Here is a 16,578-nt window from a genome sequence, read left to right as displayed (position 1 = left end):
GTGGCCGCCGCCGCGAACCGGACAAACCGGTCAATCGCCCGAACAAGCCCCGGACCAGCGACTTTACCCAGGTTCAGGGGTGTTCTCCAGCGGTTCAGCCGGTCGACGAGTGCCGTCCCAGGCCCCCGCCGACCCCGTCCGCGCACCTCGGCCCGCGTCCGCCCCCGACCCCCGCCACCCGGCGGCAGCCCGCGCGGACCCGTCGCGCGGCACCCCTCCGACCCGCCCGCGCGGCGACCGCCGCCACCGCCGAACAATTCGATTTCCTAATACCGAAGGGCCATCGGGATGAAATGCCGATCGCGTTCCCCACAACGGCTCACACCGACCGGAGGGGAGCCCGCGACAATGCGGAGTGCGCGCCGCGTGTCCGCGCCGCCGGGAATTGCGGCGCGTTTTCACCCCGATGGCCGAGTCCGCCGGGAAGGGGCTCCCGGCGCGCCTGCCCTGGGTGACCGGGGCCGGCGGTGGGCGACGAAGAGCGGATGAGGAGCCGGCGGAGAGCGCCGCGGGGCAACGATGTGCCGTGGCGCGACACCGGAGCCCGTCCGGTCCCCCGCCGACGAACAGGAGCACCCGCATGACCTCAGTCCGGAACGGGCCGGCCCCGCGGCACGAGGAGGCCGAGACCGCGATCCGAGAGGCCCTCGCCGCCGTCGAACGAGCCCACCTCCTGCTCCGCGCGCCCGGCGACCCGCTCATGGCCGCCGTCGACAGCGCCGTGACCTGCGCCGTCTCCCTCATGGTCCTGCGCCAGTCGGGACCGACCACCGACCTGGACGAACTCCGCGACGTCCTGGGCGCGGCCCGCGCCCTGGTCGGCGAGGTCACCTTCGCCCTGCGCGACCGCTTCCCGGGCGACCACGTGCCGCCCGGGTAGCCCCGCACGTCCACTACCCGGCCGGCCCGGACGACCGCCCGCCACCCGGACAGCCCTGCACGACCGCTTCCCGGCTGTCCGGACGACCCGTGTTGCCGCCCGGGTAGCCGTGCGGCACGTCAGCCGCGCAGCAGGGCCTCGGCGTCCAACCGGCCCCAGCCGAACCGCGGGTTCCACACCCGGCCGGTGCCCGCGTCCCGGCGGGAGCTGACGCGCAGGCGTTGCTGGACGTCCTCGGGCGTGAGCCGGGGTTCGCGTTGCAGCAGCAGCGCGACCAGGCCCGCCACGAACGGCGTCGCCATGCTCGTGCCCTGGATCGTCACGTACCTGCCGCTGGGGTGCAGGCGCGACGCGAGGCGCGGGTCCAGGGCGAAGCCGCAGTTCGCCGACAGCGCCGCCGTGACGACCTCGCCCGGCGCCACGACGTCCGGCTTCTGCGCCCCCGCCCGCGTCGGGCCGAGGCTGGAGAACGCCGACAACGCGCCCACGGTCGCGTCCGGCACCGCCGCGTCGCCGCCGGGTCCCTCGAACGTCGTGCGGCTGACCAGGGAGCCGACCACGATGGCGCGCTCCTCGGTGGCCGGGATGCCGATGCTGTAGCCGTCGCTCGGCGCGTCGGGGAAGACCTGCCGACCGCCCCGGGTCGGGGTGGCCCAGGCGTGCACCTCGCCGTGCACGACGGTGAGCGGCGTGATCCTGATCGACCACACCTCGCCCACCTTGCCGGTGATCATCACGGTCAGGTTCTGGTCGCGGTTGAGCGGGTTCTCCACGAACTCGGCCACGCACGAGCCGTGCGGGGTCCGGACCTCCTCGCCGTCGGGCGCGAACCGCTGCCCGTCCGGCGTCTCGACGGCCAGGTCCACCTCGTCGCCGCGCGGGATCCACACGTCGCACAGCAGCACGCCGTCGTCCACCACCCGGACCGGGATGACCAGATCCCGCCCCGGCACGAGCGCGCCCTGCGCGTGGATGCCGTCGCCGCCCTCGTTGCCCGCCGCGACCACGACGATCCGGCCGGGCCCGGAGGCGTGCGCGATCTCGTTCTCCAGCGCGGACGTGCCGTCGTGCGCGCCCCAGTGCCCGCCCAGGCTCAGGCTCACCACGGCCGGCCGGTCGCCCGCGACCTCGAACGCCTGCCGGATGCCCTCGATGAGGTGCTCGTCCAGCAGCGGCTCGCTGCGCACGCCCATCAGCGCCGCGCCGGGCGCGACGCCGCGGAACCGCCGGTCGGGCAGCGCGAGCCCGTTGCCCGCCGCGATCGACGCGCAGTGCGTGCCGTGCCCGCCGGGGTCGCCGGTCGGGACGGGCGGCCCGCCGCGCAGCGCCGCGTTGATCGCGGCCGCGTCGAACGCCCGGTAGGCCGACACCTCGGCCCCGTCGGCGCGCGAGGCGAACAGGAACCGCTCCAGCCTGGTCGTGCCGTCCTCGTGGCGGAAGTCCGGGTGCGACCAGTCGACGCCGCTGTCCACCACCGCCACCAGCACGCCCTCGCCGGTCAGGCCGGCGTGCTCGGGTCGGGCCAGCGCCGCGTCGAGGTGGGTGGCCTCGCCGCGCGCGAGGTCCAGCCGGGCGAACATCTCCTTGGGCGCCTCGGCGCGGCGCAGCCACGGCTGACCGTCCAGTTCGGACAGCGCCGTGACCGGCACGGCCGCGAGCACGACCGCGTTGCCCGACGTGGCGGTGTCGGCGGGGGTGGAGACCGCCTCGGCGCCCGACGCCTCCAGCCAGGACACCGCGTCGCGCACCGCGTCCGAGCGCACGACCAGCTTGACGGTGGTCCGCTTGGGCCGTGCCGCGCCCGCCGTCCCCCCGGCCACGTCCAGCGCCCGCGCCACGACGCCGCCCTGCCGCGGTGGCCGTGGCCCGGCGAACGACGCCGCGCCCCTGAGCCGCGCGTCCAGGACCGTGTCCCGCCTGGGTTCCATCGCACCCGCCCCCTTCAGCCGCCGTGCAGCGACCTGAGCGTCCGGGGTCCCTCCACGGCCAGCACCCAGGTCTCGAGACCGATCAGGCGCAGCACCTCGGGCGTGACGTTGCCGATCACGGAGCCCCAACCGGCGCTGACGACCTCCATGCCGATCGCGGCGAGCCGGTCCGCGGCGTGCTCCGGGTCCGTGCCGGGGCGTGGCCGCACGATCGCGCTGCGGCGGTCGTCCGGCCCGGCGGCCCGGCGCCAGCGCTCCAGCTCCGGCGCCACCACGGCTCGCCTCGGCTCCATCCCGGCAGGCTACCTCCGTACGCGTGCACCTCTGTTCGGTCTATCCCTCGTTACGCCGGACGCGTTACCGCCCGTTCGGGCAGCACGAACCGCCCGCACCGCCGCCCTGCGGGGACGCGCAGGTCGCACGGGGTGTCGGTGCCGCTCGACGCGCCGCCGAGGACCGGGCCCGGTGGGGTGGAGGTGGCCGCGCGGTCGGGCGGCGAAGTAACTTCACGCTGTGGCGGAACGGGACGAGGTCATCGCCGGTCGGTACCGACTGGTCGAGTTGGTCGGCCGCGGCGCCGCCGGGGTCGTCTGGCGGGCGCGGGACGAGCGGCTCGGGCGCGCGGTCGCGGTCAAGCTCCTCGGCACCGGTGGCTCGCCGGCCGCGGTCGAGCGCATCGTGCGGGAGGGGCGGGTGGCGGCCCGCCTGCGACACCCGCACGCGGTCACCGTGCACGACGTCGTGGAGCACGACGGCAAGCCGTGCCTGGTGATGGAGTACCTGCCGTCCCGGACGCTGGCCGAGCTGGTCGACGAGCGCGGTCCGCTGCCCGCGGAGCTGGTGGCGGGCGTCGGCTGGCAGGTGGCGTCGGCGCTGGCCGCGGCGCACGCGGCCGGGATCGTGCACCGCGACGTCACCACGTTCAACGTCCTGCTCGCCGAGGACGGCACCGCCAAGATCGCCGACTTCGGCATCGCGCGGGCCATCGGCGAGAACACCGTCACCGACGCCCGGATCGTCGTCGGCACCCCCGCGTTCCTCGCGCCCGAGGTGGCGGCGGGGCAGGATGCGGTGTTCGCCTCCGACGTGTACTCCCTGGGCGCGACCCTGTACGCGGCGCTGGAGGGCCACCCGCCGTCCGGGACGGCCGAGAACCCCTTCGCGCTGCTGCGGCGCGTGTCGGAGGGCGACGTGGCGCCGATGCGGTTCCCCGGACCGCTGGGCGACGCGCTGATGACCGTCCTGCGGCGCGACCCGGCCGAACGGCCGACCATGGCCGAGTTCCACGAACTGCTCGGCGCGGTGGTGGAGGGGCGGCCGCTGCCGGGCGCGCCCCGGCCCGACGACACCCGGCCGCTGCCCGCGCAGCGCCGCGTGCCGTGGCGCAGGATCGCCCTGCTCGCGGGCGCGGTCGTGCTGGTCGCGGGCGGCGTCGTGATCGGCGACGCGCTGGCCCGCCGCGACCCGGCCGGCAACGCCGAGCCGGCCACCACGACGAGCACGGTCACGGTGAGCGTCACCGCGTCCGGGACGACCACGACCGGCGTCACGACCACCGAGAACACCACCACCCACACCACCGCGCCCACCACGACGACGACCACGATCGCGGCCACCACGACCAGTGCCGCCGCCGCAGCGGGCACGTGCACCGCGAGGTTCGCGTTCACCAGGTCCTGGCCGGGCGGCTACCAGGCCGAGGTGACCGTGCACAACACCAGCGGGCGCGTCCTGACCGGCTGGACCGTGACCTGGCCCCGGCCGGAGGGTCACTCGATCAGCAACCTGTGGAACGGCATCCCCACCGTGGACGACGACTCGGTTACCGTGATCAACGCCGGTCACAACGCACGGCTGGAGGTCGGCGGCACGACCACGTTCGGCTTCACCGCGAACGGCTCCGGCGTGCCCGACCCGGACCTCGACTGCACCTCGCACGGATGAGAGACCATGTCGCCCGACATCGAGACCCACGTCGTCGCCGACCGCGACAGCGGCCCCTACGGGATCACCACCGGCCCGGACGGCGCGCTCTGGTACACCCTGGTCGGCAGCGGCCGGATCGGCAGGCTCGTGCCGGGCGAACAGCCCACGAGCCACCGGCTCGACCCCGGCAGCGGCCCGACGGTCATCGTGGCGGGCCCGGACGGCGCGCTCTGGTACACCGAGCACCGGGCGCACCGGATCGGCCGCATCACCACCGGCGGCGAGGTCACCGGGTTCACGCCGCCGACGCCCGGGTGCGGCCCCTACGGGCTGGCCGCCGGCCACGACGGCGCGCTGTGGTTCACCGAGATCAACGCCGACCGCATCGGCCGGATCACCACCGCCGGTGACGTCACCGAGTTCCCGCTGCCGCTGACGGGCGCGTTCCCGTCCGCCATCACCGCCGGGCCGGACGGCGCGATGTGGTTCACGCTCAACCAGGCCAACGCGATCGGCCGGATCGACGGCCACGGCGAGGTCACCGTCCACCCGCTGCCCACCGAGGCCGCGGGGCCGGTCGGGATCTGCGCCGACGCCGACGCGCTCTGGTTCGTCGAGATCGCGGCCGGCCAGGTCGGCCGCATCACCACCGACGGGCACGTGACCGAGTTCCCGCTGCCCGACCGCGCCTCCCGGCCGCACGCCATCGTCACCGACGACCGCGGCGACCACTGGTTCACCGAGTGGGGGGCCAACCGCGTCGGCGTGGTCACCGCCGACGGCGCGGTCGAGTCGCACGCGCTGCCCGAAGACCACGCGGAGCCGCACGGCATCGCGGTCGGACCCGACGGCGCGGTGTGGATCGCCCTGGAAACCGGCGCGCTGGCCCGCGTCGCCCGCCGCTGAGGCGCGGGCTCAGGCCGCGCCGACGTCGTTCCGCCGCACCCCGTTCGGGCGCACGTCGTCCGCCTTGACGTCGTTCGGGCGCACGTCGTTCCGCCGCACGTCATTCGGGCGCACCTCGTTCCGGCGCACGTCGTTCGGCCCCGAGTCGTCCGAGTCGGTCTCGACCGGCCCGACGGCGAGGCCGTACAGCAGCGGCACGTAGACCTCGTCCACCAGGGACGCCACGGCCTCCTCGGTCAACGGCGCGCCGCAGTTGGTCAGGGACTCCGAGCGCACCAGGTCGAGCGGCAGGCGCTTCACCCGCAGCGGCACATCCACCGGCGGCAGCTCGGACCGGGCGGCCGCCCGGTCCACGATCGCCTCGACCGCCTCGGTCAGCGGCGACGGGTGGGCCAGCCGCTCGGCCAGCAGCGCGGCGACCTCCGGGTGCCGGAACGCCTCCCCCATCACCCCCGCGACCATCTCGTTCATCATCGAGTCGGCCCGGCGGGCGATGGTGGCGAACAGGGCGCGCAGGTCGTCGCGCAGGCTGCCGGTGTCGGGCACCTCCCGCTCCACCGGCACCTTGCGGAACCACGCGGCCAGCACCAGCTCCGCCCGGCCGCCCCAGCGGCGGTAGATCACCGGTTTGCTCGTCCCCGCCCGCGCCGCCACCGCGTCCATGGTGAGCCGGGCGTAGCCGACCTCGCGCAGCTCGTCCCAGGCCGCGTCCAGGATGGCCTGTTCCAGCTCCGCGCCGCGCCGGCGTGACTTCGTCCCTGCCACCCTGCCCCTTTACCCCGCCTTTAGATACTTTGCGTTTCTTATCGCGTCGGTCTACCTTCATGGTAGACACGATCCGTTTCTTATGGGGGAACACCGTTGCTGAGCCGCTTGTTGCGCACCCACCTGCGCCCGTACAGACGTGAGCTGGCGGTAGTGCTCGCGCTCCAACTCGTCGGCACCGTCGCCTCGCTGTACCTGCCGAGCCTCAACGCCGACATCATCGACTTCGGCATCGCCACCGGCGACACCGGCTACATCCTGTCCACGGGCGGCTGGATGGTCGGGGTGTCGGTCGTCCAGATCCTCGCGTCCGTGGGCGCGGTCTACTACAGCGCCCGGGTCGCGATGAGCTTCGGCCGCGACGTCCGCGCGGCCGTCTTCCACCGCGTCGGCGCGTTCTCCGCCCGCGAGGTGGCCACGCTCGGCCCGTCGTCCCTGATCACCCGCACCACCAACGACGTGCAGCAGGTGCAACTGCTGGTGGTCATGGGCTGCACGATGCTGATCAACGCGCCGATCATGTGCGTGGCGGGCATCGTGATGGCGCTGCGCGAGGACGTCGGCCTGTCCTGGCTGCTCGTGGTGTGCGTGCCGGCGCTGGCGATCGCGGTGGGCCTGATCGTCGTCCGGATGGTGCCGCAGTTCCGGCTGATGCAGGAGCGCATCGACGGGGTCAACCGGGTGCTGCGCGAGCAGCTCTCCGGCATCCGCGTGGTGCGGGCGTTCGTCCGGGAACGCGCGGAGACCCGCCGGTTCGCCGAGGTCAACGGCGCGCTGACGGACACCGCGCTGCGCGTGGGCAGGCTCCAGGCGCTGATCTTCCCGGTGGTGATGCTGCTGCTCAACGCCTCCAGCGTGGCCGTGCTGTGGTTCGGCGCGTTCCGCGTCGACTCCGGCGAGATGCAGATCGGCGCGCTGACCGCGTTCCTGAGCTACCTCATGCAGATCCTCATGGCGGTGATGATGGCGACCTTCATCTCCATGATGGTCCCGCGCGCCGCCGTGAGCGCCGAGCGGATCAACGAGGTGCTCGACACCGAGTCGTCGGTCCTGCCGCCGACCGCGCCGCTGTCGGAGCTGCCCCGCCGGCCCTCGGTGGAGTTCCGCGACGCCGAGTTCCGCTACCCCGGCGCGGACGAGCCCGTGCTGCGCGACATCAGCTTCCGGGCCGAGCCCGGGCAGCGCACGGCGATCATCGGCAGCACCGGCACGGGCAAGACCACCCTGCTCAACCTCGTGCCCAGGCTGATCGACGTGACCGGCGGCGGGGTGTTCGTCAACGGCGAGGACGTCCGCGGCATCGACACCGACGCCCTGTGCGCGCGCATCGGCCTGGTGCCGCAGCGGCCGTACCTGTTCACCGGCACGGTCGCGTCCAACCTCCGCTACGGCAACCCCGACGCCACCGACGAGGAGCTGTGGGAGGCGCTGGAGATCGCGCAGGCACGCGACTTCGTGGCCGACATGCCGGGCGGGCTGGACGCGGCGATCGCCCAGGGCGGCACGAACGTCTCGGGCGGCCAGCGGCAGCGGCTGTCGATCGCGCGGGCGTTGGTGCGCAAACCCGACATCTACCTGTTCGACGACGCGTTCTCCGCGCTCGACCTCGCCACCGACGCCCGGCTGCGCGCCGCGCTCGCGCCCCACACCCGGGACGCGGTGGTGATCGTCGTGGCGCAGCGCGTCTCCACGATCCTCGACGCCGACCGGATCGTGGTGCTCGACGACGGCAAGGTCGTCGGCATCGGCACCCACCACGAACTGCTCGACTCCTGCCCCACCTACGTGGAGATCGTGGAGTCCCAGCTGACCTCGGAGCAAGCGGCATGACTGCACCCACGACCTCCAGATCCGCTCCCCCGCCCCGGATGGGCGGCGGCATGCCCGGCATGGGCATGCCGATGGGCAAGGCGGAGAACTTCGGCCCCTCGGCGCGCCGGCTCGTCCAGCGGATGCGGACCGACCGGTCGGCCCTGCTCGTCGTCATCGCGCTGGGCGTGATCAGCGTGGCGTTCGCGGTGGCCGGCCCGAAGATCCTGGGCCACGCCACCGACATCATCTTCGAGGGCGTCCTGGGCCGGCTGCGCGGCACGCCCGGCGCGGGCATCGACTTCGCCGCGCTGGGCAGCGTCCTGCTGTGGGTGATGGCCCTGTACCTCACCTCGTCGCTGTTCGGCTGGTGGCAGGGCCGCGTGCTCAACAACGTGGTGCAGCGGTTCGTGTTCCGGCTGCGCGCCGACGTCGAGGACAAGATCCACCGGCTGCCGCTGCGCTACTTCGACGGCCAACCGCGCGGCGAGCTGCTGTCCCGCGTCACCAACGACATCGACAACGTCTCCACGACGTTGCAGCAGACCCTGAGCCAGTTGCTCACCTCGCTGCTCACGGTCATCGGCGTGCTGGTGATGATGCTGACGATCTCGCCGCTGCTGACCCTGATCGCGCTGCTGCTCATCCCGATCTCGGTGGTGGCGACGGGACGGATCCGCAAGCGGTCGCAGGCGTTGTTCGTGGCGCAGTGGAAGCACACCGGCGCGTTGAACGCCCACATCGAGGAGGCGTTCACCGGCCACCAGCTGGTGAAGGTCTTCGGCCGGCAGCGCGAGTCGGAGGAGGAGTTCAAGCGCCGCAACGACGAACTGCTCGGCTCGGCGATGGGCGCGCAGTTCGTCTCCGGCCTGATCATGCCGATGATGATGTTCCTGTCCAACGTCAGCTACGTCGCGGTCGCGGTGGTGGGCGGGCTGCGCATCACCTCCGGCGCGATGACGCTGGGCGAGGTGCAGGCGTTCATCCAGTACTCCCGCCAGTTCACCCAGCCGCTGACCCAGGTGGCGTCGATGGCGAACCTCATGCAGTCGGGCGTGGCGTCGGCCGAGCGGGTGTTCGAGCTGCTCGACGCCGAGGAGCAGGAGCCGGACCCGGCGGAGGCGACGCTGCCCGCGCAGCGCCGCGGCCGGGTGGAGTTCGAGCACGTCAGCTTCTCCTACCGGCCCGAGCAGCCGCTGATCGAGGACCTGTCGCTGGTGGCCGAACCCGGTCAGACGGTGGCGATCGTCGGGCCGACCGGCGCGGGCAAGACCACGCTGGTCAACCTCATCATGCGGTTCTACGAGCTGGACGCGGGCCGCATCACGCTGGACGGGGTGGACATCACCGCGCTGAAGCGGGAGGACCTGCGCTCGCAGACCGGCATGGTGCTCCAGGACACCTGGCTGTTCGGCGGCACGATCCGCGACAACATCGCCTACGGCAACTCCTCGGCCACCGAGGAGGAGATCGTCGCCGCGGCGAAGGCCACCTACGTGGACCGGTTCGTGCGGACCCTCCCGGACGGGTACGACACCGTCATCAACGAGGAGGCGACGAACGTCAGCGCCGGCGAGAAGCAGTTGCTCACCATCGCGCGGGCGTTCCTGGCCAACCCGTCGCTGCTGATCCTGGACGAGGCGACCAGCTCGGTGGACACCCGCACGGAGTCGTTGGTGCAGCACGCCATGGCGGCCCTGCGCTCGTCGCGGACGAGCTTCGTCATCGCCCACCGGCTGTCGACGATCCGGGACGCCGACGTGATCCTGGTGATGGAGGCCGGGCGGATCGTGGAGCAGGGCAGCCACGACGAGCTGATGGCCGCCGGCGGGGCGTACCACCGGCTGTACGCGGCCCAGTTCGCCGCGGCGGTCTGACGCGCCGGTCGACGCGGCGGTCCGACGCGGTGAAGGCGGTGGCCCGGGGTGTCCGGGCCACCGCCGGACCGGCTCAGTCGAGGAAGTAGCCGAGGCTGCCCTCGGTGATCTGGCCCTCGCAGTTCGGGTCGAACGACTCCATGTGGTCGCCGTTGGCCCGCACCACGCACCGGTAGATCGGGTGGCTGCCCGCGACCGCGCCGTCGTGGGCGTAGCCGAGCAGGCCGACGCGGGTCCGGCCCTCGCAGTTGACGTCGTAGGACGTGAAGTTGTCCCAGCCCCCGGTCACGCAGCGGTACAGCGCGTGGGTGCCGGGCGCCTGGCTGGTCAGCAGCCGGCCCAGGGCGCTCTCGACCACGTAGCCGGACGGCGCGCCGGTGACCGACGTGAGGTGGTCGCGGCCGCCGAGGTAGCGGACCGCGGTGACGGTCGACGGGCCACCGGTCGTCGCGCCGGTGTAGAGCAGGCGGTTGGGCGAGCCCGCGCCCGGGTTGGTGATCTTGTTGGGCGTGGCGGCGTTGACCAGCGCGGCCTGCACGGTCGCCGGCGCGTCACCGGGGTGGGTCGCCAGGTACAGCGCCGCCGCGCCCGCGACGTGCGGCGCGGCCATCGACGTGCCGCTGATGGTGTTGGTGGCGGCGTCGCCGGTGTGCCACGCCGACGTGATGTCCTGACCGGGCGCGAACAGGTCGCTGCACGTGCCGTAGTTGCTGAACGAGGCCCGCGCGTCGGTGATCGTGGAGGCGTTGACCGTGATCGCCTCGCCCACCAGCGCGGGGCTGAAGCCGCACGCGTCGGTGTTGGAGTTGCCCGCCGCCAGGGCGTAGGTGACGCCGGAGGCGATGGAGTTGCGCACGGCCGTCTCCAGCGGCGCGGTGGCCGCGGACGCGGGCGCGCCGAGGCTCATGTTCGCCACCGCCGGCTTCACGGCGTTCGCGGTCACCCACTCGACGCCGCTGATCACCTGGGCGAACGTGCCGGAGCCCGCGCAGTTGAGCACGCGGACGGCGACGAGCCGCACCTCCTTGGCCACGCCGTACTGGCTGCCGCCGACCGTGCCCGCCACGTGCGTGCCGTGGCCGTTGCAGTCGGTGTTGGTGCCGTCCACCGCGTCGTAACCCCAGGACGCCCGGCCGCCGAACGTCGCGTGCGTGGTGCGGATGCCGGTGTCGAGGATGTACGCGCGCACGGTGGCCGCGGTCGTGTCGTAGCCGTAGGACGCGTTCAGCGGCAGGTCGCGCTGGTCGATCCGGTCCAGGCCCCACGACGGCGGGTTCGGCTGGGTGTCGACCGCCTGGACCAGGCCGTCCTGGCTGACCGACCGCACCGCCGGGTCGGCGGCGAGTCTCCTGGCCTCCTTCTCATCGGCGCGGACGGCGAAGCCGCGTAACGCGTGCCGCCACGTGGCCGTGACCGTGCCGCCGTGCTTCGCGGTGAGGTCGGCGGCCTGGACGGCCACATCGTCCTTGAGCACCACCAGGTAGTGCCCCGGCACGGCCGTGCCGGGCGCGGCGAGCTTGACGTCGCCTTCGGCCGCGCCCGCCGGCGGCGCGCCGACCAGGAGGCCGGCGGTGAGCGCCAAGGCGCCCAACACCCCGTTCACCACAACGGTTGTGCGCTTCATCGAAACCTCCGCAGGGTTGAGATCCGACCACCGAGCGTGACACGCCGTGAGCGCTTCGCGACGAGGCCGGTGCGGGAGCCCGAAGGTCGCGCGGACCCCTACCCCAGCCCGAACCGCTCGGCGAACGCCGAGAGCTGGTCGCGCTGCTCGGCCGGGTCCGGGCTGGTGGCGCTCACCACGACCCGCGTCACGCCCTGCTCGGCGAGCCCCGCCACCTGGTCCGGGCCCAGGTCGATCGAGCCCCAGCGGGTGTGCTCCAGGGCGTCCGGGTCACGGCCGGCCTCGGCGGCGGTCGCCCGCGCGAGGTCCCACCGGGCCGCGCGCTCGTCGGGCGTCGGCATCCCGCCGGGGAAGTACCCGTCGCCACGGCGCCCGGCCCGGCGCGCGGCGGCCCGGCTCGACCCGCCGACGTGGATCGGCAGGCGCGCCACCCCGTGCGGCTTGGGGAAGCTGCACAAGTCCTCGAACGAGAAGAACTCGCCGTCGAAGCTCACGCCCTCCTCGCCGCCCTCCCACAGCAGCCGCAGCACGTCGATCGCCTCGTCGGCGCGGCGACCGCGGGTGGCGAAGTCCACCCCGACCGCGCTCGCCTCGCCCGGCAACGTCCCCAGCCCCACGGTCAGCAGCCGCATCCGGCCCTTCGACAGCACGTCGACCGTCGCCAGGCGTTTCGCCAGCACCACCGGGTGGTGGTAGGGCACCAGCAGCACGCCCGTGCCCAGCAGGATCCGCTCGGTCGCCGCGGCGATGAAGCTCAGGCAGTCCACGGGGTCCGCGTAGGGCAGGGCGGGCGGGATCGGGTGCGCGCCGACGGTCGCCCCCGGGTACACGGCGATGTGCTCGGGCAGGTAGACCGCCTCGAACCCGCACGCCTCCGCGTGCCGGGCGTAGGCCACCATCCGGTCGGGGTCCACGCCGAAGTGGGGCGTGCTGTAGCTGACGGCGAACTCCATGGACCCCGACCGTAGGTGGTGACGCGGACGTCAAGGCAAGGCGCGTCAGACCAGGGTGATCGCGTACACCTCCACCCTCGGGTCGTCGGGCAGGGTGATCGAGTGCACCGCCTTGGCCGGGTCGAGCGGCACGGAGACGCCGAACAGGCGCACCGGCGGGCCGTCCACGCCCTGACCGCGCTTGATGCGGTGCGGCATCTCCAGCAGCACCGTGCCGCCCGAACCCGCCCAGTCCCCCACCGCCACCGACGCCTCGGCGGTGCTGCCGTCGGCGTACCGGATCGTCACGCCGGCCGTCACCGGGCCGTTGTGCGACGCCGCCACGAGCCGCAGCGCGGCGTGCTGCCCGGCGGGCAGCAGCAGGGCCTGGCCGCGCGCCTCCACGAAGTTCGGCGCGGTCCCGGTCGCGTCCGGCGCCTGGTAGGTCACGCCGCCGAGCACCGCGGGACCCGCGGCGGGCAGCAGCGCGGCGTCGTAGCTCCAGCCCTGGCCGTCGAAGTCGCCCTGGTCGGACGCCGCGACCGTGGCCGTGCCGTCGTGGTTGTACTCGCCGGCGAGGTCCACGGCGCACTGCTCCCCGGCCACCGCGCACGTGGCCGCGCGCCGCAGCTCCACCACGGCCTCGCGCACGACGGTGTCGGGCCCGCTCACCGCGACCCGGACCGGGTAGCGGCCGATCGGCGTGCCGGCGGGCACGGTCACCACCACCTGTTCCGTGCGCTCGGTCGGCAACCGGCCGGAGTGGATCACGAAGTGCCGCGTCGTCGTGGCCGACCAGCCGGCCGGCGCGGTCACCGACACGTCGACGGGCACCGCGCCCGGCGCCTGGGCGAGCACGTCCAGGGTCAGCGCCACGGTCTGCGGCGCGTCCGCCGTCGGCACGACCGCCGTGGACTGCCGCAACGACGCGTCGACGTGCCGCCGGGCGTCGGCCTGCGCGCGGTTGACCGACGGCGGCTCCGCGCCCGGCCCGGTGCCCCATGACGACGGCGTGGCGCCGAGTTCGTGCGCCAGCGTGCCGCCGCCGACGACGGTGTCCCAGTCCAGCCACGTCTTGCGCACGTCCCGGCCGTTGAACGCGACCCGCTGCACGTACCGGTTGGCGTCGCTCGCGCCGGGCGCGGTGATGGTCAGCGTGGCGCGTCCCGTCCGGACGGTCGCGCCGGGGAACTGCGGGCTGGACAGCGCCAGGAAGTCGCCGCCGCTCATGGTCGGGTACAGGCCGAGCGACGAGAACACGTACCAGGCCGACATCGTGCCCAGGTCGTCGTTGCCGGTCATGCCGTCCGGGCCGGTGGTGAACAACGTCATCGCCGCGCGCACCACGGTCGCCGTCTTCGCGGGCGTGCCCGTGGACAGGTAGAAGTACGGCGCGAGCAGGTCCGGTTCGTTGTTCGGGTTGTAGGTGGGCTTGCCGTAGTAGTCGTAGGGCTGGGTGATCCAGTCCTCGCGCACGGTGCGGGCCGGGTCGGCGAGCAGCTCGTCGTAGGCGAAGAACGCGTCCAGCCGCCGCTCGGCCGCCTGCCGCCCGCCCATCAACCGCACCAGTCCGTTCGGGTCCTGCGGTACCAGCCACTGGTACTGGAACGCGCCGCCCTCGTGGAACTGGTGGCCCGCCGCCACCGGGTCGTACGGCGTCACCCACGTGCCGTCGACCGTGCGGGGGCGGAAGTGGCCGGTCGAGGCGTCCCACAGGTTGCGGTACCACTGCCCGCGTTCGGCGAACACGCGCGCGTCGTCTCGCTTGCCCAGGCCCGCCGCCATGAGCGCGAGCGCCGCGTCCGCCGCCGCGTACTCCAGCGTCGCCGACGCCGGGTGCACGCAGTCGTTGTCGCCGCCCTTGTGCGCGCAGTCCACGCCCAGCTCCAAACCGGACGGGATGTAGCCGCGGTCGAGGTAGTGCTCCACACCGGACCGCCCGTTGTACGGCGAGTCCGCGGGAGGGACGGTGGTGGCGTTGCGCCTGAGCAGCTCGTACGCCTCCTCCTCGTGGCCCGCGAGCAGGCCCTTCGACCACGCCTCCACCAGGAACGGCGTCACCGGGTCGCCGGTCATGATGTTGGTCTCGCTGTTGGCCAGCGCCCAGCGCGGCAGCCACCCCCCGTCCCGGCCGCTCGCCACCACCGAGAGCGCCACGTCCCGCGCCACCTGCGGTTCCAGCAGTTCGAGGAGCTGGTTCTGCGGTCGGTAGGTGTCCCACAGCGACAGGTTCTGGTACGGCGTGAAGTCCCGCGCGGTGTGCGGGAGGCCGTCGAAGCCCAGGTAGCGGCCGTCCACGTCGCCGGCCAGGTTCGGGTGCAGCAGCGAGTGGTAGAGCGCGGTGTAGAACGCGGTCCGCCGTTCCGCCGTGCCGCCGTCGATCCGGACCGCGTTCAGCCGCTCCACCCACGCCTGGTGCGCCTTGGCGCGCGTGGCGTCGAAGTCGTAGGAGTCGCCGGTCTCCGCCGCGAGGTTCTTCCGCGCGCCCTCCAGGCCGGTGTAGGACAGGCCGACCTTGAGGACCACGTCCCGGTCGGCGGTCGCGTCGAAGGTCACCCACGCGCCGTTGCCGCCCTGGCCGGCCGCGTCCGGCACGCCCGGCGACCGCGTCGTGCCGCGCCACGTGCCGAAGGCGGAGAACGGACGGTCGAACGTGGCGGTGAAGTACACGGTGTGCTCGTCGCGGCCGGCGCAGAACCGCCCCGCCCTGATCCGGCCCTCGACGGTCCGGTCGCCGACGACGTGCACCTCGGAGTCGAGCACCTGCTGGTTGGCCTTGCCGGTGTTGAACAGCACGTTCGCCTGCGCGCCGGCCGGGAACGCGTAACGCTGCCAGCCGGTCCTCGGGGTGGCGGTCAACTCGGCGTTCACGCCGTACCGGGACAGGCCAACGCGGTAGTAGCCGGGGCGGGCCTCCTCGTCGGCGTGCGAGTAGCGCGACCGGTAGCCGGCGGTGTCAACGTTGTCCACGGGGCCGGTCGTCGGCATCACCGGCAACTCCCCCGCCACGCCGCAGCCGACGCCGGACAGGTGCGTCTGGCTGAACCCGTGGATCTCCTGCTGCAGGTAGTCGTACCCGCCCTGGCCGCCCGTGTCGGGGCTGACCTGCACCATGCCGAACGGCATGCTCGCGCCGGGGAAGGTGTTGCCGAAGTTCTGAGTGCCGACGAAGGGGTTGACCAGCGTCGTGGGGTCCACCGGTTCGGGTGAGGCAGGTTCGGCGGCGGGTTTGGTGGCGGGTTTGGTGGCGGCGGGGTCGGCGGTGGCGGTGGGTGCGCTTGACAGGGCCAGGGCGGCGGCCAGCAGGAGCGTGGTGCCTCGGCGGAGCGGCATCGGCAGGGAGCCTCTCTGGGTGACAACGTTGTCAGGTGATCCGCGTGCCCGATCACCGCCTCGACTCTCGCGCACCGCTCCCCCGTTCGTCCAGCCCCGATTCGGTCAGGTGGCGCACGCCGTCCCCGGTCGACCGGCGGGCGGCTGCCTCCAGGGCCGCCACCAGGCGGCGGCCCGGGTAGTCGGACAACGCGGGGTGCCGGTACCGGTGGTAGCAGTTCCAGTAGCTCGCGGCCCGCTGCCGGGTCAGCTCGGTGAACGGCGCGTTCTCCCCGGCGAATGCCCCCGTAGATACCGAACCCGCCCGTCGTGGTGCCGGGTGTACAGGCAGTCCAGGACCGTCCGTTGCAGGGGTGACAACGCTTTATGGGGGCAGCAGGCCCGCGAGTCGGTCCGGGTTGCTGATCCGTGCCTCGACCATTGGAGAGCGGATTAAAAGCGTCCTCGCCGGACGGGCAGATCAGCAGGATGACGGGGGTGGGTGGTGAAGCCCCGGTTGCGTCGTTGGTCGGGTTTCGTGTCATCCCGCCGACCTCCACAAGGGCTACCGCACGCGTCAAGGGGGCCGTTCCAGCGTCAGGTGCGGTAGGGCCGGGAG

Annotated in this window: 11 protein-coding genes; 5 read left to right on the top strand and 6 right to left on the bottom strand. The window is 73.4% G+C overall.

Translation table 11 applies throughout. The features are described 5' to 3' along the window. Nucleotides 1-580 precede the first annotated feature (580 nt). Entirely contained in the window at nt 581-880 is a 300-nt protein-coding gene (locus tag ACWEFJ_RS22610; protein ID WP_378087053.1) for a hypothetical protein, read from the top strand. 119 nt (nt 881-999) lie between these two features. On the opposite strand, the gene ACWEFJ_RS22605 is transcribed toward ACWEFJ_RS22610, so the two are convergent. Together ACWEFJ_RS22605 and ACWEFJ_RS22600 are read right to left on the bottom strand one after the other, a co-directional pair. Continuing rightward, entirely contained in the window at nt 1,000-2,808 is a 1,809-nt protein-coding gene (locus tag ACWEFJ_RS22605; RefSeq protein ID WP_449714934.1) for a S8 family serine peptidase, read from the bottom strand. 14 nt (nt 2,809-2,822) lie between these two features. After that, nucleotides 2,823-3,101, bottom strand: a complete 279-nt coding sequence (locus tag ACWEFJ_RS22600; protein ID WP_449714933.1) for a hypothetical protein — start codon at nt 3,099-3,101, stop codon at nt 2,823-2,825. 220 nt (nt 3,102-3,321) lie between these two features. Here ACWEFJ_RS22600 and ACWEFJ_RS22595 point away from each other — a divergent pair, with 220 nt between their 5' ends. Together ACWEFJ_RS22595 and ACWEFJ_RS22590 are read left to right on the top strand one after the other, a co-directional pair. Next, complete coding sequence (locus ACWEFJ_RS22595; RefSeq protein WP_378087059.1) at nt 3,322-4,752, top strand: protein kinase domain-containing protein; 1,431 nt, start codon at nt 3,322-3,324, stop codon at nt 4,750-4,752. A gap of 6 nt (nt 4,753-4,758) precedes the next feature. Beyond that, on the top strand, nt 4,759-5,640 hold the full coding sequence (locus tag ACWEFJ_RS22590; protein ID WP_449714932.1) for a Vgb family protein: 882 nt from the start codon (nt 4,759-4,761) through the stop codon (nt 5,638-5,640). A 9-nt stretch (nt 5,641-5,649) separates the two neighbouring features. Here the strand turns inward: ACWEFJ_RS22590 and ACWEFJ_RS22585 are convergent, their stop codons facing one another. Next, nucleotides 5,650-6,405: a TetR/AcrR family transcriptional regulator gene (locus ACWEFJ_RS22585; protein ID WP_449714931.1), complete on the bottom strand. Its 756-nt coding sequence runs from the start codon at nt 6,403-6,405 to the stop codon at nt 5,650-5,652. A gap of 96 nt (nt 6,406-6,501) precedes the next feature. Here ACWEFJ_RS22585 and ACWEFJ_RS22580 point away from each other — a divergent pair, with 96 nt between their 5' ends. Together ACWEFJ_RS22580 and ACWEFJ_RS22575 are read left to right on the top strand one after the other, a co-directional pair. Continuing rightward, nucleotides 6,502-8,235 (top strand): ABC transporter ATP-binding protein, encoded by a 1,734-nt coding sequence (locus tag ACWEFJ_RS22580; protein WP_378087065.1) that lies wholly within the window; start codon nt 6,502-6,504, stop codon nt 8,233-8,235. Then, nucleotides 8,232-10,091 (top strand): ABC transporter ATP-binding protein, encoded by a 1,860-nt coding sequence (locus ACWEFJ_RS22575; protein ID WP_378087067.1) that lies wholly within the window; start codon nt 8,232-8,234, stop codon nt 10,089-10,091. The genes ACWEFJ_RS22580 and ACWEFJ_RS22575 overlap by 4 nt, the downstream gene beginning before the upstream one ends. Before the next feature lie 73 nt (nt 10,092-10,164). Here the strand turns inward: ACWEFJ_RS22575 and ACWEFJ_RS22570 are convergent, their stop codons facing one another. The 3 genes from ACWEFJ_RS22570 to ACWEFJ_RS22560 all read right to left on the bottom strand — a co-directional run bounded on the left by ACWEFJ_RS22570 (nt 10,165) and on the right by ACWEFJ_RS22560 (nt 15,980). Then, nucleotides 10,165-11,715, bottom strand: a complete 1,551-nt coding sequence (locus tag ACWEFJ_RS22570; protein ID WP_449714930.1) for a S8 family peptidase — start codon at nt 11,713-11,715, stop codon at nt 10,165-10,167. Nucleotides 11,716-11,813: 98 nt separating this feature from the next. After that, the gene (locus ACWEFJ_RS22565) at nt 11,814-12,668 is read right to left on the bottom strand and encodes a TIGR03619 family F420-dependent LLM class oxidoreductase (RefSeq protein WP_378087071.1); all 855 of its coding nucleotides are present in this window, start codon (nt 12,666-12,668) and stop codon (nt 11,814-11,816) included. 45 nt (nt 12,669-12,713) lie between these two features. After that, the gene (locus tag ACWEFJ_RS22560; protein ID WP_449714929.1) at nt 12,714-15,980 is read right to left on the bottom strand and encodes a GH92 family glycosyl hydrolase; all 3,267 of its coding nucleotides are present in this window, start codon (nt 15,978-15,980) and stop codon (nt 12,714-12,716) included. Between the last annotated feature and the right edge of the window lie 598 nt (nt 15,981-16,578).

The sequence above is a fragment of the Actinosynnema sp. NPDC004786 genome (assembly GCF_053601135.1).
This window is presented reverse-complemented; position numbering and strand designations above follow the sequence as displayed.

Excerpts from the sequence above, each read along its gene's own strand:
- ACWEFJ_RS22610 (WP_378087053.1), top strand. The coding sequence starts at position 581 with ATGACCTCAGTCCGGAACGGGCCGGCCCCGCGGCACGAGGAGGCCGAG.
- ACWEFJ_RS22605 (WP_449714934.1), bottom strand. The coding sequence starts at position 2,808 with ATGGAACCCAGGCGGGACACGGTCCTGGACGCGCGGCTCAGGGGCGCG.
- ACWEFJ_RS22600 (WP_449714933.1), bottom strand. The coding sequence starts at position 3,101 with ATGGAGCCGAGGCGAGCCGTGGTGGCGCCGGAGCTGGAGCGCTGGCGC.
- ACWEFJ_RS22590 (WP_449714932.1), top strand. The coding sequence starts at position 4,759 with ATGTCGCCCGACATCGAGACCCACGTCGTCGCCGACCGCGACAGCGGC.
- ACWEFJ_RS22575 (WP_378087067.1), top strand. The coding sequence starts at position 8,232 with ATGACTGCACCCACGACCTCCAGATCCGCTCCCCCGCCCCGGATGGGC.
- ACWEFJ_RS22570 (WP_449714930.1), bottom strand. The coding sequence starts at position 11,715 with ATGAAGCGCACAACCGTTGTGGTGAACGGGGTGTTGGGCGCCTTGGCG.
- ACWEFJ_RS22565 (WP_378087071.1), bottom strand. The coding sequence starts at position 12,668 with ATGGAGTTCGCCGTCAGCTACAGCACGCCCCACTTCGGCGTGGACCCC.
- ACWEFJ_RS22560 (WP_449714929.1), bottom strand. The coding sequence starts at position 15,980 with ATGCCGCTCCGCCGAGGCACCACGCTCCTGCTGGCCGCCGCCCTGGCC.